This window comes from Methylobacterium sp. PvR107, assembly GCF_017833295.1.
In the GTDB taxonomy this organism is placed as follows: domain Bacteria; phylum Pseudomonadota; class Alphaproteobacteria; order Rhizobiales; family Beijerinckiaceae; genus Methylobacterium.
Window position 1 is genome coordinate 122,920 of sequence record NZ_JAFIBW010000001.1, and the last position, 23,295, is coordinate 146,214.

The 23,295-nt window shown below is 69.2% G+C and carries 10 protein-coding genes; 8 read left to right on the forward strand and 2 right to left on the reverse strand.

The window, feature by feature from the left end; genetic code table 11:
• Nucleotides 1-31: 31 nt before the first annotated feature.
• From JOE48_RS00550 to JOE48_RS00565, 4 genes are all read left to right on the forward strand, one after another.
• Nucleotides 32-1,429 (forward strand): MFS transporter, encoded by a 1,398-nt coding sequence (locus JOE48_RS00550; RefSeq protein ID WP_210025895.1) that lies wholly within the window; start codon nucleotides 32-34, stop codon nucleotides 1,427-1,429.
• Nucleotides 1,430-1,536: 107 nt separating this feature from the next.
• Nucleotides 1,537-2,652: an alpha/beta fold hydrolase gene (locus JOE48_RS00555; RefSeq protein WP_210025898.1), complete on the forward strand. Its 1,116-nt coding sequence runs from the start codon at nucleotides 1,537-1,539 to the stop codon at nucleotides 2,650-2,652.
• A gap of 19 nt (nucleotides 2,653-2,671) precedes the next feature.
• Nucleotides 2,672-3,724: an alpha/beta hydrolase gene (locus JOE48_RS00560; RefSeq protein WP_210035490.1), complete on the forward strand. Its 1,053-nt coding sequence runs from the start codon at nucleotides 2,672-2,674 to the stop codon at nucleotides 3,722-3,724.
• Nucleotides 3,725-4,445: 721 nt separating this feature from the next.
• Nucleotides 4,446-5,402: a zinc-binding dehydrogenase gene (locus JOE48_RS00565; protein ID WP_210035491.1), complete on the forward strand. Its 957-nt coding sequence runs from the start codon at nucleotides 4,446-4,448 to the stop codon at nucleotides 5,400-5,402.
• A 334-nt stretch (nucleotides 5,403-5,736) separates the two neighbouring features.
• On the opposite strand, the gene JOE48_RS00570 is transcribed toward JOE48_RS00565, so the two are convergent.
• Both JOE48_RS00570 and JOE48_RS00575 read right to left on the reverse strand, forming a co-directional pair.
• Nucleotides 5,737-6,645 carry a cupin-like domain-containing protein gene (locus JOE48_RS00570; RefSeq protein ID WP_210025900.1) on the reverse strand — a complete coding sequence of 303 codons (909 nt, stop codon included), beginning with the start codon at nucleotides 6,643-6,645 and terminating at the stop codon, nucleotides 5,737-5,739.
• Nucleotides 6,646-7,118: 473 nt separating this feature from the next.
• Nucleotides 7,119-8,012 carry a methyltransferase, TIGR04325 family gene (locus JOE48_RS00575; protein ID WP_210025902.1) on the reverse strand — a complete coding sequence of 298 codons (894 nt, stop codon included), beginning with the start codon at nucleotides 8,010-8,012 and terminating at the stop codon, nucleotides 7,119-7,121.
• A 727-nt stretch (nucleotides 8,013-8,739) separates the two neighbouring features.
• On the opposite strand from JOE48_RS00575, the gene JOE48_RS00580 reads away from it, so the two are divergent.
• From JOE48_RS00580 to JOE48_RS00595, 4 genes are read left to right on the forward strand one after another with little or no spacing between them, the layout of a single operon-like run.
• Nucleotides 8,740-11,244 carry a non-ribosomal peptide synthetase gene (locus JOE48_RS00580; RefSeq protein WP_210025904.1) on the forward strand — a complete coding sequence of 835 codons (2,505 nt, stop codon included), beginning with the start codon at nucleotides 8,740-8,742 and terminating at the stop codon, nucleotides 11,242-11,244.
• Between the two features lie 2 nt (nucleotides 11,245-11,246).
• Nucleotides 11,247-19,280: a non-ribosomal peptide synthetase/type I polyketide synthase gene (locus JOE48_RS00585; RefSeq protein WP_210025906.1), complete on the forward strand. Its 8,034-nt coding sequence runs from the start codon at nucleotides 11,247-11,249 to the stop codon at nucleotides 19,278-19,280.
• Nucleotides 19,277-20,329 carry a hypothetical protein gene (locus tag JOE48_RS00590; protein WP_210025908.1) on the forward strand — a complete coding sequence of 351 codons (1,053 nt, stop codon included), beginning with the start codon at nucleotides 19,277-19,279 and terminating at the stop codon, nucleotides 20,327-20,329. The genes JOE48_RS00585 and JOE48_RS00590 overlap by 4 nt, the downstream gene beginning before the upstream one ends.
• Nucleotides 20,326-22,749, forward strand: coding sequence for a condensation domain-containing protein (locus JOE48_RS00595; RefSeq protein ID WP_210025910.1), 2,424 nt, complete (start codon nucleotides 20,326-20,328; stop codon nucleotides 22,747-22,749). Before JOE48_RS00590 ends, JOE48_RS00595 begins: the two co-directional genes overlap by 4 nt.
• The last annotated feature ends 546 nt before the right edge of the window (nucleotides 22,750-23,295 follow it).

Here is a 23,295-nt window from a genome sequence, read left to right on the forward strand (position 1 = left end):
CGCCGGCCCCCTCCCCCGGAAGGAAACGCCCATGCCCGCGTCCGTGAACCCGGCGGTCAACGCCGGAGGCCGCCTCGACCGCCTGCCGATCGGCCCATTCCATCGCCGCATCATGTGGCTGATCGGGATCGGCATGTTCTTCGACGGCTTCGACATCTACATCGCCGCGACCGTTTTGGGCTCGACCCTGAAGAGCGGCTTCTCGACCCTGCCGCAGAATGCGTGGTTCGTCTCGGCGACCTTCGTGGGGATGATGGCGGGCTCGTTCCTCACGGGCTTCTTCGGGGACCGCTACGGACGGCGCTTCACCTACCAGGCCAACCTGCTGGTCTTCGGTCTCGCCGCCATCGGCGCGGCCTTCGCGCCGAACATGACGGTCCTGATCATCCTGCGCTTCATCATGGGCGTCGGCCTGGGGGCCGAGAACGTGGTCGGCTACTCGACCATGACCGAGTTCGTGCCGGCGCGGGCGCGCGGGCGCTTCCTGGGCCTGATGGCGGTCTTCGTGGTCACCGGCCTGCCGGCGGCGTCCCTCGTCGGATACCTCGTCATTCCGGCTTTCGGCTGGCGGGCGATGTTCGCGCTGGGCGGCGTCGGGGCTCTGGCCGTCTGGTACGCCCGGAAGAGCCTGCCGGAATCGCCGCGCTGGCTCGAGGCCGTGGGACGCCACGCCGAGGCCGAGGCGCTGATGCTGACGATCGAGGCCGAGGCGAGCCGGGGCGCGCCCCTGCCGCCCGCAGCCGCGATGGCGCCCGTGCCGCAGCTCGGGCTCGCCGCCCTGTTCCGGCCGCCGCTGCTGTCGCGGCTGCTGCTGGGCTGCCTGTGCCTCGTGGTGATCAACACGTTGCTTTACGGCTTCGTGACATGGCTGCCGACCTTCTTCATCCGGCAGGGCCTCTCGGTGGCGACCTCCTTCGGCTACGCACTGCTGATGGGCCTCGGGGCGCCGGTGGGGAGCGCCATCGGCGCGCTGACCGCCGACCGCTGGGGCCGCAAGCCGACGATCATCGGCGCCTCGGCGGCCGCCATCCTGTTCGGGATCCTCTACCCGATGACCCAGGATCCGGTCCTGCTGCCGCTCGTCGGCTTCGGGCTGACCGTGCCGATCTACGTGCTGGTGGCGCTCCTGTTCGGGATCTACATCCCCGAGCTGTTCCCCACCGAGGTGCGGCTGCGGGCCTCCGGCCTGTGCAACACGGTCGGGCGCGGGGCGACGATCGTGACGCCCTTCCTGGTCGTGAGCCTGTTCGAGACCTACGGCATCGCGGGCGTGACCGGCCTGATGATCGGGCTCCTGGCCCTGCAGATCGTGGCCGTCGCCGTCTTCGGCGTCGAGCCGCGCCGCCAGAGCCTGGAGAGCCTGGAGCCCGGCCTCACGCCGGCCGAGGCCAGCGGGGCACGCAGCGCGGTGCCCCGCCCGATCACCTGAGCGCCCATCACGTTCCCGCGCCATCCCGGAGCCGCACTCGGCGGTCCGGAACGGCGGCTGAGTTCGGCCTGCGGGAAGCATCAACACGTTCGAAGGCGAGATCCCCGATGCGCACACCATACCGCAGGCCGCTGGGATGGGTCCTGGCCGCCATTCTGCTGGCCGCCGGCCTGTCGCCATCCTCCGCGCACGGTCCGAACGCGCCGCCGCATCGGCTGGAGCCGCTCGGCGATTTGCCGCTGGAGAGCGGCGAGACGATCCGGGACTTCGCGATCTCCTACGTCACCCACGGGACGCTGAACGCCGACAAGTCGAACGCGATCCTCATGACCACCGCGATCGGCGGCAACCATCACCGGATCGACTTCCTCATCGGCCCCGGCAAGGCCCTCGACACGGACCGGTACTTCGTCGTCGCCACCGACGCGATCGGCAACGGGCTGACCACGAGCCCGAGCAACAGCCCGAGCCAGCACGGCACCGCCTTCCCGCACTTCACCATCCGCGACATGGTCGAGAGCCAGAAGCGGCTCCTGGACCGGCTCGGGATCGCCCACGTCGTTGCGGTGGCGGGCGCCTCGATGGGCGGCATGCAGGCGCTGCAATGGGGCGTCAGCCATCCCGCCTTCATGGACGGCCTGGTGGCGCTGACCCCGATGGCGCGCACCGCGCCCTGGTCGATCGCCGTCAACGAGGCCACCCGCAAGGCGCTGATGCTCGATCCGGCCTTCAAGGACGGCACTTACGAAAAGCAGCCCGAGCAGGGCTGGCGGCTGCGCGCCGATATCCTGCAGGTGCTGGCCGCCCGGACGCCGGAGGCCCTGCGCGGGATCGCGCCGCAGCCCCTCGACATCCTGCCCTGGATGCGCGCGCAAGAGGAGGCGGTGCTCAAGGCCGGCTTCGACGCCAACGACTGGATCGCCCAGACCTGGGCCTACGACCGCCACGACATCGGCCAGACGCCCGGCTACGGCGGCGATGTCCGGAAGGCGCTCGCCGCGATCAGGGCCCGAACGCTGATCCTCACCGGCGGCAACCTCGACCTGTACAATCCGGTCGAGGAGGCGCGCGAGGCCGGTGCCTATATCCCGCAGGCAAGCGTCGTCGCCGTGCCCTCCGTGCAGGGCCACACGACGGCCACGGCGACCAAGGCCGCGGACGTGGAGTTCATGAACCGGACCGTCCGGGATTTCCTGGACGCGGCCGCGCCGCGCGGCCGTTGACACGGCGAGAGGTCAGATGATGATCGGACAGACGGCGATCGCGATCGGCGCGGCTCTGGCGGCGCTCGCCGCCGGCCCCGCCGCGGCGCAGCAGCAGGCCGCCCCGCTGCAGGTGCCGGCCAAGTCCGTGCCGGTGCCCGCCGATGTCAGCCCGCAGATGGGCAGGATCATCGGCCAGCCGCTGCGGACGAACTGGGACATTCACCCGAAGGACGGCGCGGCCTGGAAGCCCGTCGCCGAGGCCGGCGCGGAGGCGCTCAGGAAGCTCGTGCCCGGCATGATCGAGCGCTTGCACGTGAAGGTCGAGCGCACGACGATCGACGGGGTACGGGCCTTCATCGTGACCCCGGACGTCGTCCCGCCGGAGAACCGCGACCGGGTCCTCGTCCACGTTCACGGCGGCTGCTTCGTGCTCAACCCCGGCGAGGCCGGATTGCCGGAGGCGCTGTTCATGGCCGGATTCGGCCACTTCAAGGTGATCTCGGTCGATTACCGCATGCCGCCGGAGGCGGTCTATCCGGCGGCCCACGACGACGCCATGACGGTTTGGAAGGCCGTGACGCGGACGACGGATCCGCGCAAGACCGCGATCTTCGGGACCTCGGCCGGCGGCGCGCTGACCCTCGCCATGGTGCTCCGGGCCAAGCAGGAGGGACTGCCCTTGCCGGCCGCCATCGCGCCCGGCACGCCGATGTCGGATACCACCAAGGTCGGCGACAGCTTCGTGACGAACGCGATGCTCGACAACGTGCTGGTCTCGCCGGACGGCTTCTGTGACGACGGCGCCAAGGTCTACGCGGACGGCCACGACCTCAGGGACCCGATGCTCTCACCCGTCTACGGCGACTTCACGGGCTTCCCGCCCGCCATCCTGACCACCGGCACGCGCGACCTGCTGCTCTCGAACACGGTGCGCGTGCATCGCAAGCTGCGCGAGGCCGGCGTGGAAGCCTTCCTTCAAGTCGGGGAAGGCCAGTCCCACGCCCAGTACATCAGGGACGATACCGCTCCGGAAACCCGGGCGGTGTTCGAGGAAATTGCGCACTTCTTCGACAAGCATCTCGCTCACTAGGGCCTCGCCCAGGGCAGCTGGCAGCGTCCGCTTGCGAGACGGTCGAACAAGCAGCTTAACGGCCGGGATGGGCGCATTCCGGACGTGGGGTTATCGCTGCGCTGAGCAGCTCATCGGCCGGCGATTCGTACGCCGAATCGCCGGCTTGCCTTGTCTGCGGTTAGGCTGCCGCTGCTGCGGCAGCGTTCGCGTGTAGGAGTGCCATCTCATCGCGCCGGCGAACCATCCGGCATGGGGCTTGCCGCTCTTGTCAGTGCCGAACACGACGAGGGCCGGCGCCGGCTTGGCGAGCGGGCTTTCAGCGGGCGTCCCTGCGCCCATCGTTTTCGTGGCGGTGGCTGCGGTCATGGCTGGCTCCAGAAAAGCAAAGGGGGCCTCGGATGAGACCCCCTCGGGATGGTTGCAGATGGCCGATGTTGACGCGGTAGGCCGGACGGTCGCGCTCGGCGGTCCAGCATCGGCGTGGTTGGCAGGGGCCTCATGGCGGCCCTCGATGGAGGCCACAAAACGGCCGCCCAACAGCACATGACAAGAGTATCTTCTTATTCTTCATGTCGGCATCGAAAGGGGTGCGGTGCGCTATGATGCCGAGCCGACGCAGCGGCCGGAGTGCTCCATGAACTTAGACCGACGTCTCCTCCTGGCCGGCGCGGCCGCACAACTCTTGCCGGTTCAAATTGCCGGCGCCGAGGACCGCCAAGTCACGCCGGCCAGTGCGCGCATGAAAGCCGTCGTCGCCGGGCCGGAGGGGGTCCTCTTCGCCGACTCTGACACCCCGACGCCGAAACCGACGGAGGTGCTTGTCAGGGTCAGGGCGGCCGCCCTCAACCGCGCCGATCTGGCCGTCGGGGCGGGGCAGCCGCATGGCCCGGGCACGATCCCCGGCCTGGAGTGGTCCGGTGAGGTCGTGGCGGTCGGTACGGCCGTGAACGACTTCCGTCCCGGTGAGCGCGTCATGTGCTCCGGTGCTGGTGCGTACGCCGAGTATGCCGTCGCGGATCACGGTCGAACCCTCCCGCTACCGGCCGACATGTCGTTCGAGGTTGCCGCGACGCTGCCGGTCGCTCTTCAGACGATGCACGACGCCCTCATCACGCAGGCGCACCTGCAGCCGGGCGAGACGGTGCTGATCCAGGGAGCGAGTTCTGGGGTTGGATTGATGGCCCTCCAGATGGCCCGCTGGCGGAAAGCCTCGGTTGTGATCGGCACATCGAGAAGCCCTGAACATCGCGCACGTCTGTCCCAGTTCGGTGCCACGCTGGCGATCGATACGAACGACCCAAACTGGCCCGAGCAGGTTCGCCAAGCGACGGGCGGCCGAGGCGTCGACGTGATTATCGATCAGGTCTCCGCGCCAGTCATCAACGGCAACATGCAGGCTGCGGCCGTTCTCGGACGCATCGTCAACGTCGGTCGGCTCGGCGGCAGCCGAGGCGAGTTCGACTTCGACCTCCATGCCACGAAGCGCATCAGCTACATCGGCGTGACGAACCGGACCCGATCGATCGAGGAGCAGCGCGCGATCACCGAACGGGTCCGAGCGGATCTCTGGCAGGCGATTGCGGAGAAGAGATTCAGCCTGCCAATCGATAGCAGTTACCCGCTCGTCGAGGCACCAGCCGCGCTCGCGCGCATGAAGCAGAACAAGCATTTCGGAAAGATCGTCCTGACGATCTGAGGCGTGCGCCGAGCGGCGCCCTCCTTTCCGAACGCAATAGGCGTTGCGTCGGCTTCATAAGGTTGCCTTGGAGGACATGCGCAGCCGTGGCCGGACGGCAGAGCAGTGCTTCATCCGGCCAGACGATCAGGCCGGGCTGATCCTGAAGCAGATGCTCACCGCGGGCTCCTTCGACTGCCCCGTGTCCGGCCGCCCGCCTCCCTGGGCTGCCGGCCGCCTGCGCCTGTCCGCTGCCGGGATCCAATCTTCCGGCTACCCAGGGCCGCTCCCACGCCGTCGCCTCTCATCGGGCTCGGTCCAAAACAGCGGTCCGGTCACGTCAGCAGGGCGAGGCTCAGGCTCGTTCAGCGGAGACCAAGCGTCTTCGCGCATCCCTCGTCAGGCGGATCGCCGCCCCGGTGGCCGCTTTGGCGCGATCGCTCAAGACGGAGCAGCCTGGCCCGCGCGGCGTGACGCCGAGGCGTCGAAGATAGTGATTGGCCCGGTAGATGTCGGCTCGATACCAAGCCGGAAATTCAAAGTTGAGGCTCAGCGAGATCGAGATGTTGTCGTGGTTCTTGACCCAGTGCGCACCATGGGTCGGGATATGAACCGCATCGCCCGGATCGAGCCGAAAATGCTGCGCCTCGACGTCGACCCGCGGCTTGTAGTGGCCCGCCGAGATGTCGCCTGCATAGTAAACCTCAAGCTCTTCCTCGGTCGTGACTGTGCGATCGTTCGGATCGCAGACCCACAGATCCTTGGATCCGGCGATCTGCACCAGGAAGTTGACCTCGGCGTCGAAATGGAATGGCGTGACCCGATTGGGCGAGGTGATGAAGACCAGCATCTCGGGATTGCGGAGCAGGTGAGCACCTGACGGTCCCGCCACATCCCGTACGAAGGCGGCCCAATCCGCGAGGACCGCAGCGTAGGCCGGGTTCACCTCGACGTGCTTCATGACGATCCACGCGCCTGCGCTCTCGATCCGTTCGATGACGTCGGTCACCGGCCGGTCCGGCACGGGGATCTTTCCCCACTTGTCGTCGATGCTGACGTCGCCCGCGTCGAAGTAGAGATCACCCTTGCGCTTACTCACCTCACGCGCGAGGCGCATCAAGGCGTCGACCGTGAAGAGCGGATGTGCGGCCAACGGGTGGGTCGCCCGGAACGGCTCACGGTGAAGGGCCCGCCGACAGACCTCGACAGGCTCGCGCGTCGCCCAGTGAACGGTGGCGGCCTCTCCCTTTTGCACCGTCGTCATTGAACGTCTCCTTCTTACGGTCAGATAGTGTTATACAGGTCGATCCGGAGGCAATGACATTTGTCAATACTGTTTAAATCCCCCAAGATTTTGATTTCTTGCTGATCAAATCGGACATGCGACAACGATCGTTCCGATAGATTGAGTGTTGGTCGTCGATGCGTTGTCATACTAATGTTTGCGTGACTCGAAAAAATCCTGTTATATTACCTGTGTTCTGCGATTGCGGAGCGCATATAGGCTATCGATGGCTGACAGGGCGCGACATGACGGGTTCTCGTCAGGTTCGTGTCGGCAGCATAGACGCGGGGTGCCGTGTTCCTCACCGTTGCCCGATCCGTCATCGCCGGCGGCACGGTTGGCCTTTCAGGGTCCCACGTCATTCGTCGCCGGCTCGCGCCGGTGACGCCGATGGGGCAAGCCGGCCTCTTCGTCAGAAACGGTGTCCGCCGCCAGGCCCAGCACGACACGAGTCAGCCGTCAGCGCGGATCTCCTGTCCGGACTGCGTCGCGACGAAAACGGGGTCATGTTCCAGTAAGAACCCGGAATAAAAAGGAACCGTATGATCGGCATCACCCGGAATCTGGAGGGTCAGCTCCGCTGCAGACCAAGTGTCGAGCAAGCGATAACCGGCGCCCTCAAGTTCCTTCAGGAGCTCCTGTCGGTTCCTGACCAGGCAGGCCACCCGAAAGGACCCGCTATCCTGCACCGCCGCAAACGACGGGCCATCCGTCACCGGTGTCCGGTTGATGAGAATGTATCTCGGTACGTCCTCCAGGGTCGAAAGCATGCTCGCGAGCGGTTGTTTCAGGTAGTGTAGGGCACCGGAAATCAGGAGAAGATCCGCGCCGCTGGCTTCGCGCCACGTATCCGCGAATGAGAGGCGGTCTGCGCCGCGCGCCTGCGCCAGCCTTCGCCCGCGTGCGATGTTCTCCGGGAGATCGTGTACGGTCCAGGCCAGATCCTTGTCTGGGAAAAAATCTGAATAACAATAATATAAATTGCCGACATTGCCTCCTAAATCGAAGATCGATCGGATGTTGGGGAGCAGGCGCTGCAGGTGGAAGAGAGCGGCATAGTCACTGGGACGCGCGCGCTTGTTCAGCGTGAGATGGAGGTCGGCGTTCGCGGGATTTTGGTGACCCTGCTGTGCATAGGCTGAAACCGCGGCCTCGGCCTCCTCCAATGTCCGGTAAGACCGTTGATAGCCGAGCGCCATGCGATACAGAGAGCGGAATCCAGGCGCTTCCCGAGCGGCGTTGATCACGCGCCGAGCCAGAGCCAGCCGACTCAGCCAGTTCAGCGCGGCTCCGGTGAACCGAACTTGGCGGACGCGCAGGGGTGTTTTTAGGGCTTCGGCGCTCATCGATTCTGGCTCCTGCGGATGTGATGTTGTCCTCAAATTCGTAAATCGTCGGAGCTGAACTCATTGTAGGACCGCGACCGAAGCTTTTAATGCTGTGTTTCGTAGATACGTCTTGAATCTGATGGCCTGTCTTTTCCGACCGATATTGGGACGTCGTCAGTCGCAGGGGATCGATGCGACGTGACAGTGCTGGTCTTTCCGAAGCTCATTTGCGTCGAACCTGCCGAACGCAGGTATACCGTCTGCCCACTGGCCCCAGGGCGAGCGGGTCGCTCTCGAAGTGTCGCGATGTAGACGGTTCATCAACAGTGTCAGAAGAATGCGTCCTGCTCCCGGGATGTAGGCCAGTCGACATCGGCGCTCGTCAGTACAAGAAAACTCAGTCTCGCCTCTTGATTTCAATGATCTATGCCGTATTCAATGGCTAGCATACGCAAATTTGCATTTCCTGACATCGCAAATGTCTCATCGAGATGGCTTGTCGGTCGCATATTTTTGCAGTGCACAAATAAGACAGTTGTCTGACCATCTAGACCCGTCTGACAGAGCGTAGAACATTGCCGATAACCTGGACTTCGCGTCAGCTTCATTCGGTTGGCGCAGTTATCATGCGGAATCATCGTGTCAAGTTGATTAAAATCAACGGCGAATCGCATTATAACGCTAGGAGGGATGCCGGTAAGGCTTTGATCTCACATTATAGAGCCATGTTATCGAGGCCAAAAGCATGCATTCTTCGATGGCCGCTGAAGGTGGGCTGCGCGTTGCCGAGCATTCGCAGGACGGATTGACGGCAGGGCCCGGTTCGGCGGCACGTGTGCTGCCTGAGTGGCTTCTCAGGGCACCGGATCTGCGGAGGCCGTCCTTCGCCGCGGCGGTGGCGTCGCTCTGCGCCGCTGCGAGCGCCGTCTTCCATCGCTACACCGGGGCATCGCGGGTGCGTCTCCGGATCTGCGGCAGCGATGCGCAGCAACGCGTCGAGCCCGTCGAGCTGGAGGCGGACATCGCGGACGATCCGACCTGGAGCGCTTTCCGCGACGCGGTTCAGGTGCGCATCGCGGTCGCGGGATCGGTTTCGCGTCCTCGGCAGGCCGCGTCATCGGTCATCGCTCACGGCATCCTGATCGACCTCGTGGGCGATGGGGGGACGGCCGACAGCCTGCGTCTCCGCGTGGAGCCGGGAGCGGCGGAGTACCGGGTCACGGCATCCGGGGCGTCCGGGATCCTCGATGCGGAGGGTCTTGCGGGCTGGCTCGCGGCGCTGCGGTGGCTGTTGGAGGCTGCGGCCAGCGCGCCCGACACGTCGGTCTCTCGCCTGCCGCTCTTGAGCCCCCCGGAGCGAGCCGCGCGGATCGCCAGCGGCACGGGAGCGCGACGGCCCTATCCGCGCGACGCGACGGTTCCGGACCTGTTCGCGGCCCAGGTCCGGCTTCGTCCGGACGCGGTGGCGATCCGGGACGGCACGCAAACGTGGACGTACCGTGAGCTCGATGCCGAGGCCGACGCCCTTGCACGGTGCCTGATCAGCCGGGGCGCGAAACCGGGCGCACGCATTGGCCTGCTCTTGGACCGCTCCGGGTCCGCCATCGTGACCCATCTCGCCGCGCTCAAGGCCGGTGCCGCTTACGTACCCCTCGACCCGGCTCACCCGGACGAACTCCTCGCGCTGCAGATCGCCGACAGCGACCCCGCCGTCGTCGTCTCGAGACGCGGCCTCGCCGCGGGGCGGGCGCACGGGAGTTTATGGACCTGCCCGACGCTTTGGCTCGACGATCCCGCCCCCCTCCCCGAGCCGGGCGTTGCGCTGCCAGGACCGGGCGCGGCCGAGGATCTCGCCTACGTCATGTATACCTCGGGCACGACCGGGCGTCCGAAGGGCGTGATGGTCCCGCATCGCGGTATCGCGCGGCTCGTGGTCAACACCGATTTCGCGGCGCTTGGCCCGGACGAGATCTTCCTTCAGCTCGCCCCGCTGGCCTTCGATGCGGCCACCCTCGAGATCTGGGGACCGTTGCTCAACGGTGGCGAGCTCGTCGTCATGCCGGCGGGCCCGACCACCGTCGACGCCATCGCCCGCGCCGTCAGGGACCATGGCGTCACCACGCTCTGGCTCACGGCCGGCCTCTTCCACCTGATGGCCGACGGGCCGCTCGAAGACCTCGCCTCCCTGCGTCAACTGCTGGCCGGCGGGGACGTGCTGTCGCCGCGCCACGTCAGGCAGGTCCTCGACGCGCTTCCGCAGTGTCGACTGATCAACGGCTACGGACCGACGGAGAACACGACCTTCACCTGTTGCTACACGGTGCCGCGCGGTTTCCCGCCGGCCGAGACGATTCCGATCGGCAGGCCGATCGCGAACACCTGCGCGCACATCCTCGATCCCCGGCTCGAGCCGCTGCCGCGCGGCGCCGTCGGCCAACTCTGCGCCGGCGGAGACGGCCTGGCACGCGGCTATCTCGGCCGCCCGGATCTCACGGCCGAGCGCTTCGTGAGCGATCCGTTCTCCCGCGAGCCCGGGGCGCGGCTCTACCTGACGGGCGATCTGGTCCGCGAGCGTCCCGACGGGACGCTCGCGTTCCTGGGGCGCGTCGACGGCCAGGTGAAGATCAACGGCCACAGAGTCGAGCTGGAGGGCCTGGACGCCACCCTGCGCCGCCTGCCGGGCGTCCGTGACGCCGTAGCGATCGTCGAGGCCGACGCAGGCGGCGGCAAGAGCCTCGTCGCCTATGTGGTGCTGGAGCCGCCGGAAACCTCGCCTGAACGCCTGCGCACGGCGCTCGCGCAGCGTGTGCCGGCCGCGATGATTCCGAGTGCTTTCGTCGCGCTACCGTCGCTGCCGCTCGGACCGAACGGCAAGGTCGACCGCCGTGCGCTCAAGCGGCCGGTGCGGACCCGCCCCAACCTCGGGCGTCCCTGTGTTCCGCCGCGGGGGCCGGACGAGGAGCGGGTCGCCCGAGAGTGGCGCCGTGTGCTCGGGATCGACGCCGTCGGTGTCGAGGACAACTTCTTCGATCTCGGCGGCACGTCGCTTCAGCTGATGGCGATCCACCAAGCGCTGCGCGCGGTCCTGGCGCCGGATCTCACCATCGTCGACCTGTTCGCGAGACCGACCATCCGGTCGCTCGTCGCCTCCTCCCGCGCGCCCGATCCCGCGGACGCCCCGAATGCGCGGGCGCGCGCGACCCGGCAGAGCGACGCCCTCCGTCGTTTCCGGCAACACGCGAGGTCATGACGATGGACGATTCAGGCATGCTGCTCGAGGGCATTGCCGTCATCGGCATGTCCGGCCGGTTTCCGGGCGCGCGGAGTGTCGACCAGCTCTGGTCGAACCTGACGACCGGCATCGACTCGATCACCCGATTCGGCGACGCGGACCTTGAGGACAGCTTCCCGCCCGAAACCCGCGCCCAGCCGAATTTCGTCCGGGCGCGCGCCATCATCGACGAGGTCGACAAGTTCGACGCGGGCTTCTTCGGGATGTACCCGCGGGAGGCCCAGCTCACCGACCCTCAGCACCGCGTCTTCCTCGAATGCGCCTGGGAAGCCCTGGAGGACGGCGGCTACGACCCGGCTGCCTGTTCCGGATCGATCGGCGTCTTCGCCGGGTGCAGCGTCCCGACCTATTTTCTCAATAACGTCTGCACCGACCGCGGCGTCATCGACGACTTCACGAATCAATACCAAGTCGGCGGCTATCCGACGCTCGTCGGCGCCGCGCAGGATTTCCTCGCGACCAAGACGTCCTACAAGCTTGATCTGCGCGGTCCCAGCATCACGTCGCTGTCCGCGTGCTCGACCTCGCTCCTGTGCGTCACGCAGGCCTGTCAGAGCCTGTTGCTCTACCAAGCCGACATGGCGCTGGCCGGCGGCGTCTCGATCAGCCTGCCGCAGAAGCGCGGTTACCTGCATCAGGATGGCGGGATGGTGTCGGCGGACGGCACCTGCCGGCCCTTCGATGCCGAGGCGACCGGCACGGTGTTCGGCAGCGGGGCGGCCGTCGTCCTGCTCAAGCGGCTGGACGACGCCGTTCGGGACGGTGACGCGATCTACGCGGTGATCCGCGGCTTCGGCGTCAACAACGACGGCGCCGCCAAGGTCGGGTACACGGCTCCGAGCGTCGACGGCCAGGCGGCCTGCATCATGGCCGCCCACGCCATGGCCGGCGTCGACGCGAACACCATCGGATACGTCGAGTGCCATGGCACCGCCACGCCGCTCGGCGATCCGATCGAGCTGGCGGGTCTGGAGAAGGCCTTCCGCGCCTCGACCGGCGAGCGGCAATTCTGCGCCCTCGGCTCCGTCAAGGCCAATATCGGGCACCTCGACGTCGCGGCGGGAACGGCCGGGCTGATCAAGACCTGCCTGGCCCTCAAGCACCGGCGCCTGCCGCCGATGGCGCATTTCCGGACGCCGAATCCGCGCTTCGACTTCGCGGCGAGCCCCTTCTTCGTGAACACCGCCCTCGGCGATTGGCCGGCGCGGGACGGCGTGCGGCGGGCCGGGGTCAGCGCGTTCGGCGTCGGGGGCACCAACGTCCATCTGGTGCTCGAGGAGGCGCCCGCTCAAGGGGCGGTCGAGGACACAGCCGGTCCGCAGGTCCTGCTGGTCTCGGCGCGCAGCGCCGAGGCGCTCGCCGAGGCGCGGGGCCGTCTGGCCGACCGGCTCGCGGCCCCCGATGCGCCGACCCTCGCCGACACCGCCTTCACGCTTCAAGTCGGGCGCCGCGCCTTCCCCTACCGGACCGCCATCGTCGCCGACGATCACGCGACGGCGATCCGCGCGCTGCGGGAGGCGCCGTCGCCCGGCGCGGCGTCGCCCGCCGACCCGCCCGACATCGCCTTCATGTTCCCCGGCCAGGGCTCGCAGCATCCCGGCATGGCGCGGGCTCTTTACGAGGGCGTGGAAAGCGTCCGCGCCGACATCGAGAGCTGCGTCGCGTTCCTCGCGCGCCACGAGGGCATCGATCTCCGCCGCGTCCTCTACGATCTGCCGCCGGACGCGGCGGCCGAGGCCCTGCGCTCGACCGCGATGGCGCAACCCGCGCTCTTCAGCGTCTCCTACGCCCTCGCCCGGCTCTGGCAGACCCTTGGGCTCGTGCCGCGCGCCACGATCGGCCACAGCGTCGGGGAGTTCGTCAGCGCCCAGCTCGCCGGCGTGCTGACCCTGGAGGACGCCCTGCGGGTCGTCGCGGCCCGCGGACGGCTGATGAACGACCTGCCCGGCGGTGCGATGCTCGCGGTCCGGCTGCCGGAGGCGGATCTGGCTCCACGCCTGCCCGAGGGGGTCGCCGTCGCGGCGGTCAACGGGCCGACCCTGTCGGTGGCGTCCGGCCCGCACGAAGGCATCGCCGCCCTCGAGGCGTCCCTCGCGGCCGACGGCGTGGCGGCGCGCCGCCTGCACACCTCGCACGCCTTCCATTCGCCGATGATGGAGCCGATGGTCGATCGGCTGCACGATCTCCTCCGGACGGTCGAGCTGCGGCCGCCCTGCGCCCCGTACATCTCCTGCGTCACCGGCACCTGGATCACGCCGGAGCTGGCGACGTCGACCGAATACTGGGCCCGGCACGCGCGCGAGACCGTGCGCTTCCACGAAGGCGTCCTGACCCTGGTCGGCGAGACGCCCGCGATCCTGATCGAGGCCGGTGCCGGACAGGCGCTCACGACACTCGCCATGCAGGCCTGCCTGCGCCGCCCGGACGTGACCGTCGTGCCGTCCCTGTTGGCGGCCGGCGGCGACGGTGACGACCGGGCGGCGTTCCTCGGCGCGCTCGGGCGGGCCTGGGTCGCGGGCGCCAAGCCGGACTGGCGCCAGCTCCACGGGGACGGGCCGCGGCGGGTCTCGCTGCCGACCTATCCGTTCGAGCGCCAGAGCCACTGGATCGAGGCCAGGCCCTGGTCCGGCGCCGCGACGGCCGGGAACCCGCTGACCGGGCCGGCTTCGCTGCCGGCCGCGGAAACGCCGCCGATGCCGGTATCGATGGAGAGGGAGGAGGGACGGATGCAGGACGGGCGCGAAGCGAGAGTCCTTCAGGCGGTCGCGGCGATCTTCACCGACTTGTCGGGCGAGGATGTCACCCGGACGCCAGGAAAGAGCTTCCTCGAACTCGGATTCGACTCGTTGTTTCTGACCCAGGCGGCCAGCAAGATCCAGGCGCGCTTCGGCCTGAAGGTGGCCTTCCGCCAGCTGCTCGGCGACCTCTCGACCCTCGACGCGCTGACGAAGCACGTTCTCGCCGCGCTGCCGCCGACCGCCTTCCGGGACGAGGCGCCTGCAGGCCCGCAGCCGAGCCCCGCGGTGGTCCCGGTTCCCGCGGCGCCCGTCGCGCCGGCGGAGGCCGCCGCGTCGCCGGTGGGCATGCAGGGTCTCGAAGGGCTGATGCGCGAACAGCTGCGTGTCATGAGCGAACTCGTCGCGCAGCAGCTCAAGGTGCTCAACGGCGCACAGGCCTCCCCGCCCGTGCACGCCCTCGTCCCGGCCGTCCCGGCAATCCCGGACGCGCCCGCGAAGGCCGGCGGCGCTCCCCGGGCCGACAAGCCCGCCGAGGCGCCGAGCCGGTTCGAGATCTTCAAAGGCGGCGGTCAGGCGCGCGGCGATCTCGAGCTGACGCCCGCGCAGCAGCGACACATCGCCGATCTGGTGGCGCGCTACACCCGCAAGACCGCCGGCTCGAAAGCCTTCACCGAACGGCATCGCAAGGTGCTGGCCGATCCCCGTGCCGTGTCGGGGTTCCGCGCCGAGTGGAAGGAGATGATCTACCCGATCGTCACCGACCGCTCGGGCGGCTCGCGCCTGTGGGATATCGACGGCAACACCTATATCGACTTCCTCAACGGCTTCGGCCCGACCTTCCTCGGGCACAGGTCCGATCTCGTCGTCGAGGCGGTGCGCGCGCAACTCGACAAGGGCTTCGAGATCGGCCCCCAGACCGCGCTCGCCGGCGAAGTCGCCGACCTCGTCTGCGAGCTGACCGGCAACGAACGGGCGACCTTCTGCAACACGGGTTCGGAAGCCGTGATGGCGGCGATGCGGATCGCGCGCTGCGTCACCGGGCGCGACCGGATCGTGATGTTCTCCGGCTCCTACCATGGGCAGTTCGACGAGGTTCTGGTCAAGCGCGGCGGCCGGTCCGGCGCGGAGCGCGCGCTGCCGGCGGCGCCCGGGATCCCGAGCCCGAATGTCGGGACCATGATGGTCCTCGAATACGCGGATCCCGCCGCGCTCGACTGGATCCGCGCTCACGGCGAAGAGATCGCCGCGGTGATCGTGGAGCCGGTGCAGAGCCGGCATCCCGGTCTCTGCCCGACCGGCTTCCTGCAGTCGCTTCGCGCCCTGACCGAAGCCGCCGAGATCGCCCTCATCTTCGATGAGGTCGTCACCGGCTTCCGCATGCACCCGGGCGGGATGCAGACGGTGCTGGGCATCCGTGCCGACATGGCGACCTACGGCAAGGTGGTCGGCGGCGGCATGCCGATCGGCATCCTCGCCGGCAAGTCCCGCTTCATGGATGCGCTCGACGGCGGCGACTGGCGCTTCGGCGACGATTCCGCCCCCGAGGCCGGCGTCACGTTCTTTGCCGGGACCTTCGTGCGCCATCCGCTGGCCCTGGCCTCCGCCCGCGCGGTGCTCCGTCACCTCAAGGAGGCCGGGCCTGCGCTCCAGGAGGGGCTCGGGCGGCGCGCGCGCGGCTTCGTCGGCCGTCTCAACACCCTGCTCGAGGAGCGCGGGATCGAAAGCCGCATCGAGACGTTCGGCAGCCTCTTCTACTTCTCCTTCGCGGCCGAGGACCGCCTCGCGAGCCTGCTCTACTACCACCTGCGGCTGCGCGGCATTTACATCCAGGAAGGCTTCCCGTGCTTCCTGACGACGGCCCATTCGGACGCGGATCTCGACGCGTTCGTCACGGCCTTCCGCGAATCGCTGGACGCCCTGCGGGCGGTCGGGATCCTGGCCGGGCGGGCGGCGGCCGATGCACCGGACTTCGCGACGCCGGCAGAGCTCCCTTTGCCGGCCGCGTCGCGGGCCGAGATTCCCCCCTCGCTCGAGCAAGCCCCGCTCACCGAGCCGCAACTGGAGGTCTGGCTCGCGGCCCAGCTCGGCGACGCGACCTCGTGCGCCTTCAACGAATCGGTCAGCGTCCGCCTGCGCGGCCCGCTCGACGCGGCCGCCTTCACGGCCGCCTTCGCCCAGGTGATGGCCCGGCACGACGCGCTGCGGTGCCGGTTCAGCCCGGTCGGCGACGCGCTGCTCGTCTCCGAGGTCGCCCCGTCTCTGGTGACGCTGGACTTCTCGGGCCAGCCGATCCATTCCGCCAGCGAGGCCCTGCGCGGCCTCATCGAGGCCGAAGCGGCGCTGCCCTTCGACCTCGTGGCGGGACCGCCCTGCCGCGCGAGCCTCGTGCGCCTCGCGCCGGATGAGCACGTCCTCGTGCTGACGGCGCACCACATCGTCTGCGACGGCTGGTCGATCAACGTCATCGTGGAGGAACTCGCCTCGCACTACGCCGAGGCGGTCGGCCGAGCCCCGGCGGAACTCGGCCCGGTTCTTCCGTTCAGCCGCTACGCCGCCGCGCAGGCCGAGGCGCGCGCCACGCCGGAAATCTCCGAGGCCACGCGCTACTGGTGCGAGGTCCTGCGCGACCTGCCGCCCGCCATGGAACTGCCCGGCGACCGGCCGCGCCCGGCCATCAGGACGTTCTCCGGCTCCATGACCTGCGGCCGGCTCGATGGCGCGCTCGTGAGCGCCCTCCGGTCGGTCGGGGCCGAACGGGGCTGTACGCTGTTCGCAACCCTCCTCGCGGGCTTCCAGACCCTGCTGGGCCGCCTCCTCGACGAGCGTGACGTCGTCGTCGCGGTGCCGTTCGCCGGTCAGTCCCTCGTCGAGGACCAGGTCCTCGTCGGCCACTGCGTCAATCTTCTGCCTCTGCGGGCCCGATGGGACGCCGAGACCGCCTTCGCCACGCTGATGGCGGAGGCGCGGCGCGCGCTGCTCGAGGCCCACGATCAGCAGAACTGCACCCTCGGCACGATCGTGCGCGCCCTCGGCCTTCCCCGGGACGTGAATCGTCTGCCGCTGACGACGGTGCAGTTCAATCTCGAGCGCGTCGCCTCCGACCTCGCCTTCGGGGATCTGGGGGTCAAGGTCGAAGCCAACCCGAAGCGCTTCGTCAATTTCGACCTGTTCTTCAATCTCGTGGAGACCGGCGACGGCATCCGCATCGAGGTGGATTACAGCCGTGACCTCTTCGACGAGGCGACGGTTCAGCGCTGGATCGGTCACTACCGGACGCTCCTTGAAGCGGTCGTGGCGAACCCGGTCGGGCGGGTCGACACGGTGCCGATCCTGTCCCCGCGCGAGCGGGCGGAGTTGCTGCGTGTCGCCGCCGGTCCGGTCCGCGCCATTCCCGGCCTGTCCGTGCCGGCCCTGGTCGCGGCCGGGGCGCGGGATCCGGATCGCCCTGCCCTCGTCTGCGACGGCACCACGCTCACCCACGGGGAGATCGATCGCCGGTCGAGCCAAGTCGCCCATCACCTCAGGCGCAGGCTGGACGGGCGGCCGGGCGGCCGCATCGCGGTCCTGGCCGACCGCTCGCCCGACATGCTCATCGCGCTCCTCGGGGTGATGAAGGCGGGCTGCGCCTACGTGCCGCTCGATCCGAGCCATCCCGCGTCCCGCATCGGGCACATCCTCACCGATGCCGACGTGGCCGGTCTCCTGGTGGCGGGCGGCGCGCCCGGGCTGCCGCCCGAGCTCGCCATGCCCGACGGGGCGGTCTTGATCGATCTGGCGGCCGAGGCGCCGGCGATCGACCAGGAGGACGCGACGCCGCCGCAGGTCGCCTTCGACCCGGCTCAGCCGGCCTACGTGATCTACACATCCGGCTCGACCGGTCAGCCCAAGGGCGTCGAGATCTCCCACGGATCGGTGGTCAATTTTCTGATCTCGATGCTGCGCGAGCCCGGCCTCGGCGCGGATGACGCCCTGCTCGCGGTGACCACGGTGTCCTTCGACATCGCCGTGCTCGAACTGTTCGCCCCGCTCTGCGCCGGCGGCCGCGTGATCCTGGCCCCGAGCCGGACCTTGTCCGACACCTTCGCGCTGCTGGACCTCGTGCGCGCGAGCGGCGCCACCGTGATGCAGGCGACGCCGAGCCGCTGGCAGATGCTTGTGGAGGCGGGCTTCCAGTCCAGACCCGGCTTCCGGATGCTGTGCGGTGGCGAGCCGCTGACCCGGAATCTGGCCGACGCCCTGCTGGCGGGTGGCGGCGAACTCTGGAACCTGTACGGGCCGACCGAGACGACCGTCTGGTCCTCGGTGGGCCGGGTGGAGGCCGGCGAGGCGCCAATCACGATCGGGGGCCCGCTCGACAACACGCAGCTCCACGTTCTGGACGGCGCCGGCGCGTTGCTGCCGGTAGGGGTCCGGGGTCAGCTCCATATCGGGGGGGCCGGGCTCGCGCGCGGCTACCTCCATCGCGACGATCTGACCGCCGAGAAGTTCATCGCCGATCCGTTCTCCACGGCGGCCGGGGCGCGGCTCTACCGGACGGGCGACCTCGCCTGCCGGAAGGCCGACGGCAGCATCCGGCTTCTCGGCCGCGCGGATCATCAGGTGAAGCTGCGCGGCTTCCGGATCGAGCCCGAGGAGATCGAGGCGGTCCTGGCGCGGCACGCGGGACTGGGCGCCTGTGCCGTGGCCCTGCGCGCGGACGTCACGGGCGAGCAGCGGCTTGTCTGCTACTTCGCCGAGACGAACGGGCCTGTCACGACGGCGGCGCTGCGCGAGGCTCTCGGCCGGTATCTGCCCGACTACATGATCCCGAGCCTGTTCGTGCCGCTGGCGGCGCTTCCTCTCTCGCCGGCCGGCAAGGTCGACCGCAAGCGCCTCCCCGTGCTCGACGCGGTGCCCGCGATGGACGCGGCGCCGCTCTCCGCGGGCGGGCGGGCGCCCGGCACGCCGACCGAGCGGACGCTGACCGCGATCGTGACGGACGTCCTCGGCATCGAGGCGATCGGTATCGACGACGACATGTTCGCCTTCGGCCTCGATTCGCTTCAGGTGTTCCGGATCGTGGCGCGCGCGCATCAGGCGGGCATTCGGACCACCGCGAAGGACCTGTTCCTCCATCGCTCCGTGTCGGCCATCGCCGCCGGGAGCGACGTGGCGCCGGTCCAGGTGCGCAGCAGGCCGACGCTCGTCGGGGTCGCCCGCGCGGCGCGGCGCGCGGGGGCGAACGGCGGTCACCTGCGCTCCGAGGAATTCCAGTGAGGATCGGCTGGCGCAGGCGCTATCGCTGGCGCCGGTCGGCGGTGCTGGCAACCTTGGCGCTGCTCCTGGAAGGCACGCTGATCGGACGCGTCACCCGTGCGGGGGCCGAGCCGGATCTCGCCGCGCACGTCGTGCGTGCGCGGCTCCCGAACGAGCAGCCCGGTCCGGCCCGCAGGATCGGGATCCATGTCTGGCTGCCGTCCGGCCCCGTGACCGGCCCCGTGCCGCCGCTCGTCTATGCCCACGGCTGGGGCGGCCGCGCACGCGAGAACGCGGACCTTCTCCGCGCCCTCGCCGATCAGGGCTTCGTGGTGATCGGCATCGACTTCCCCGCCCCGGGCTTCGCCGGCCTGGATTTCCGCTCGGAACTGGCCGGCCAGCGCACCCGCATGCTCGCGGAGCGCGAGGTCCGCCTCCAGGCCGGCGACATCCAGGCTGCCCTGGACTGGCTGGCCGATACCGGACGCGCGCGGCTGCCCCGCAACCTCGCGGATCGCCTGGACCCGCATCTCGCCGGCGTGCTCGGCTATTCCTTCGGCGCTTCCGCGGCGGCAGAGGCGGCCCGCGCGGACCGGCGGATCCGCGGGGTTCTGAACCTCGATGGTTGGCTGTTCGGGAATCCGGCCGCCCCGGTCTTCGCCGCAGCCTACATGGTCATCACCGATTCCCTGGATCCGCCGTCGGCCGAGGCGCTCGCCGCGGACGATCCGGGCCGTCGTGCCCACGCGATCCAGGACGCGCAGGACAGCGACCGGCAGCTTCGGCAGCTGCGATCGGGCGGGTTCGCGATCGAGATCCCGCACGCCACCCACGGGAGCTTCTCGGGCACGGGGGGCGATCCCGAGATCCGGAGCGTCGTCTCGGCCTACGCGGCAGCCTTCTTCGCCCGGTCCCTGCGCGGCAGCGCCGCCGACGTCTCGGAGGCGACGCACCCCTCGCCCCGGATCCGCTTCCGCGCATGGCCGCCTTCCGCGGAGGACGCGACGCTGTTGGCGCGTCCGGTCGCGGCCTCCGCCATCATGGCCTCATCCTGCAGGACCTCGCGATGACACAGCTGCAATCGGCGCAGCGCACCTGCTGCGCATTTCCCTGCACCCCGGTGCAGGAACGCTTCTTCGTGGCCGAGCTCCTCGCGCCCGGCAACGCCGGCCTCAACATCGCGCTCCGCTGGTCGCTGGTCGGGCCCGTGAGCGGAACCATCGTGGGTCTCGCGCTCCGCCAGCTCATCGCCCGGCACGAGATCCTGCGCACAGCCTTCGTGGAGGGCGAGAACGGCCCCGTCCAGCAGGTCTATCCCGCGGCGGACCTGCACGTGCCCGAGCTCGACCTGCGGCTGCTGGGGACGGTGGAACAGGAATTCGACCGGATCTCCGCGGAGGAGGCCCGGCGGCCCTTCGACCTGTCGCGTCCGCCCCTGATGCGGGCGCAGCTGCTCCGGTTCTCCGAGCAGGAAAGCTTCCTCCTGATCACGGCCCACCACATCGTCGCCGACGGCTGGTCGATGGGCATTCTCGCCCGAGAATTCGCGACGCTGTGCGACGGCCTCATCGGCGGGACGCCGACACCGCTGCCCGAGCTGCCCGTTCAGTACTCGGACTATGCCCTGTGGCAGCAGGCCCTGGCCGATTTCGGCGAGGGCGCGGCCGCGGACGCGTACTGGCGCGCGCGCCTGGCGGGCTTCCGCCGCTTCGAGATCGCCACCGACTTCCCGCGCCCGCCGGCCCTGACGCGCGACAGCGCCATCACGTCGATCCTGATGCGCCCCGCCCTGACCGCCGCGGCGGACCGCGTGGCGCGGGCCAGCGGCGCGACGTGGTTCACCACGATGCTGACGGGTCTGCTGCTCGTGCTGCGCGCCCGCGCGGGCAGCGACGACGTGATTGTCGGCACTCAGGTCGCGGGCCGTTACGAGGTCGAGCTCGAGAACGTCGTCGGACCCTTCATCAACACGCTGGCGCTGCGGACCGATTTCGCCGGCGTGCAGACTTTCGCGGAGGCGCTGGCGCGCGTCGCCGACACCCTGCAGGGCGCGCTCGACAACGGCACCACGGCGCTCGAGACGATCATCGAGATCGTCAAGCCGGACCGGGACCCGAGCCGGCATCCGCTGTTCTCGATCAACGTCATACAGCAGCGGGCCTTCGACGAGGTGCGGTGCGCGAATCTCCTGCTGCGCGGCGTACCCTCGCAATCGGCCGGGGCCCTGTTCGACCTGAACTTCTTCTTCGTCGAGCGGACCGAGGGCTGGCGCTTCTCCTGCGAGTACAACACCGTCCTCTACCGGCCGGACACCGTCGTGGCGATGCTGGAGGACACGCTGTCGCTCCTGACCGAGGCGCTCGACGACCCCCGGCGGCCGATCCCACGGCTTGCCGCGCGGCCGGCCGCCGAGGAAGCCGTGGCGGCACCGCCTCCCGTCTCGCGCCCGGTGGGCCAGGCGGATGACATCGTCCGGCGCCTGCTTCCCTTGTGGCGGGCGACCCTCGGCGCGGGCAGCGATGAGGCCGGCTTCCTCGACGCCGGAGGCCATTCCCTGAGCGCGTTCCGTCTCATCGCCCGCATCCAGCAGACCTTCGAGGTCCGGCTCGAGATCGACCGGTTTCTCGGCAACCCGACGGTGAGCGGCCTCGCCGACGCGATCCGGAAAGCCACGGCCCCGCGCGACGCACTCGCCTCCGTGGTCACCCTGCAGCCGCACGGCGCCGCGACCCCGATCATCGCCTTCGACAATCCCTTCCTGTTCCAGGACCTTGCCAAGCGGATCGGCGCCGATCGGCCCTTCCTCTGCGTCATGCCGGCCGCCCATATCAACGGCGATCCCGCGCTCTCGTTCGCCGCGGTGGCGGCCCATTACGTCGAGGGCATCCGCCGGGCCCAGCCTCAGGGCCCCTACGTGCTTCTCGGCCACTGCTTCGGCAGTCATCTCGCCTACGCGGCGGCGCAGCAACTCGTCCGGGCCGGCGCCGAGGTCGCCTGCGTCATCGCGGTCGACGGCTGGGCGCCCGGCCATCTCGCCCGCCGTTCCCGGCGCGAGGCCTTCCTGATCAACACGTCCTACCGCCTGATCCGCTGGCAGATGGCGCTGGACAAGCTCCTGCGCGGGCAACTGCCCCTGACGCGGCTCCTCGAGAAGCTCCGGATCCGGCTCGGCCGGCCAAACCCGTCCGCGGTCCCGGACGCGGAAATCGAGCGAGTCCTCTGGCTGAAGGACCGACTGTCCCGGCACCCGATCGAACCCTACAGCGGCCCCATCCTCGTCGTGCGCGCGCTCGGAGAGCCCACGGGGCTGTTCTTGGACCCGACACTCGGATGGCGCGAGCTCGCAACGGGGCGCCTCGAGATCCGGGACGCGCCCGGAAACCACTTCACCATCTTCGAGGGCGAGTCGGTCCAACACGTCGCCGCGGCGGTGCGCCAGACGCTCGCCCGGCTCGAGGATGCCGGCGCCTCGGAACCGGCGACCGCGTGAGGCGCAGACGGCCATGACGAGCCGCCTCGCAGAGACCCCGTGCCGTGCATGGGTGCATCGTCGAACGGAGGTTCACCTCTGGGGCTCGAACCGCGTGGTCCTTCTCCGCTGGTTCTGTCCGTCTCTGACTTCGCTTCCCCCGGGGAGGCGTTCCCAGGGTTCGGGGCTGACGGCACCGGTCCTGTGATGCGGCGCGCAGGATCGCCGAGGCACGTCCGGACGCGTCGTCCACACGTCGAGCTTACCGATTCCTGGCTGCTGCATGCACAGTCGCGGAGTTTCGGAAGCGAGAGTTTTTGCCGCTGTGAGCGAAAACGTCCCTTCGCATTCCTATCCGACGGGTTGAGACCGCGGCGGCGGCGGTGACACTGCGATCATGCTCTCTGATTCGGGTAGGGCGGACTATGCGACGTGCCATGCTGGCGTCGGGCAGAGCCGCTGCACCACGGGGTCGGTCAACAGCCGGGATCAGAATCCGCTCTTACGCGCCAAGGCGTGGTGCGAAGGAAACCCCGCCGGATCGATTCGATCCCCAGCCGAATCCGG

Excerpts from the sequence above, each read along its gene's own strand:
- JOE48_RS00550 (WP_210025895.1), top strand. The coding sequence starts at position 32 with ATGCCCGCGTCCGTGAACCCGGCGGTCAACGCCGGAGGCCGCCTCGAC.
- JOE48_RS00555 (WP_210025898.1), top strand. The coding sequence starts at position 1,537 with ATGCGCACACCATACCGCAGGCCGCTGGGATGGGTCCTGGCCGCCATT.
- JOE48_RS00560 (WP_210035490.1), top strand. The coding sequence starts at position 2,672 with ATGATCGGACAGACGGCGATCGCGATCGGCGCGGCTCTGGCGGCGCTC.
- JOE48_RS00565 (WP_210035491.1), top strand. The coding sequence starts at position 4,446 with ATGAAAGCCGTCGTCGCCGGGCCGGAGGGGGTCCTCTTCGCCGACTCT.
- JOE48_RS00570 (WP_210025900.1), bottom strand. The coding sequence starts at position 6,645 with ATGACGACGGTGCAAAAGGGAGAGGCCGCCACCGTTCACTGGGCGACG.
- JOE48_RS00575 (WP_210025902.1), bottom strand. The coding sequence starts at position 8,012 with ATGAGCGCCGAAGCCCTAAAAACACCCCTGCGCGTCCGCCAAGTTCGG.
- JOE48_RS00580 (WP_210025904.1), top strand. The coding sequence starts at position 8,740 with ATGCATTCTTCGATGGCCGCTGAAGGTGGGCTGCGCGTTGCCGAGCAT.
- JOE48_RS00585 (WP_210025906.1), top strand. The coding sequence starts at position 11,247 with ATGGACGATTCAGGCATGCTGCTCGAGGGCATTGCCGTCATCGGCATG.
- JOE48_RS00595 (WP_210025910.1), top strand. The coding sequence starts at position 20,326 with ATGACACAGCTGCAATCGGCGCAGCGCACCTGCTGCGCATTTCCCTGC.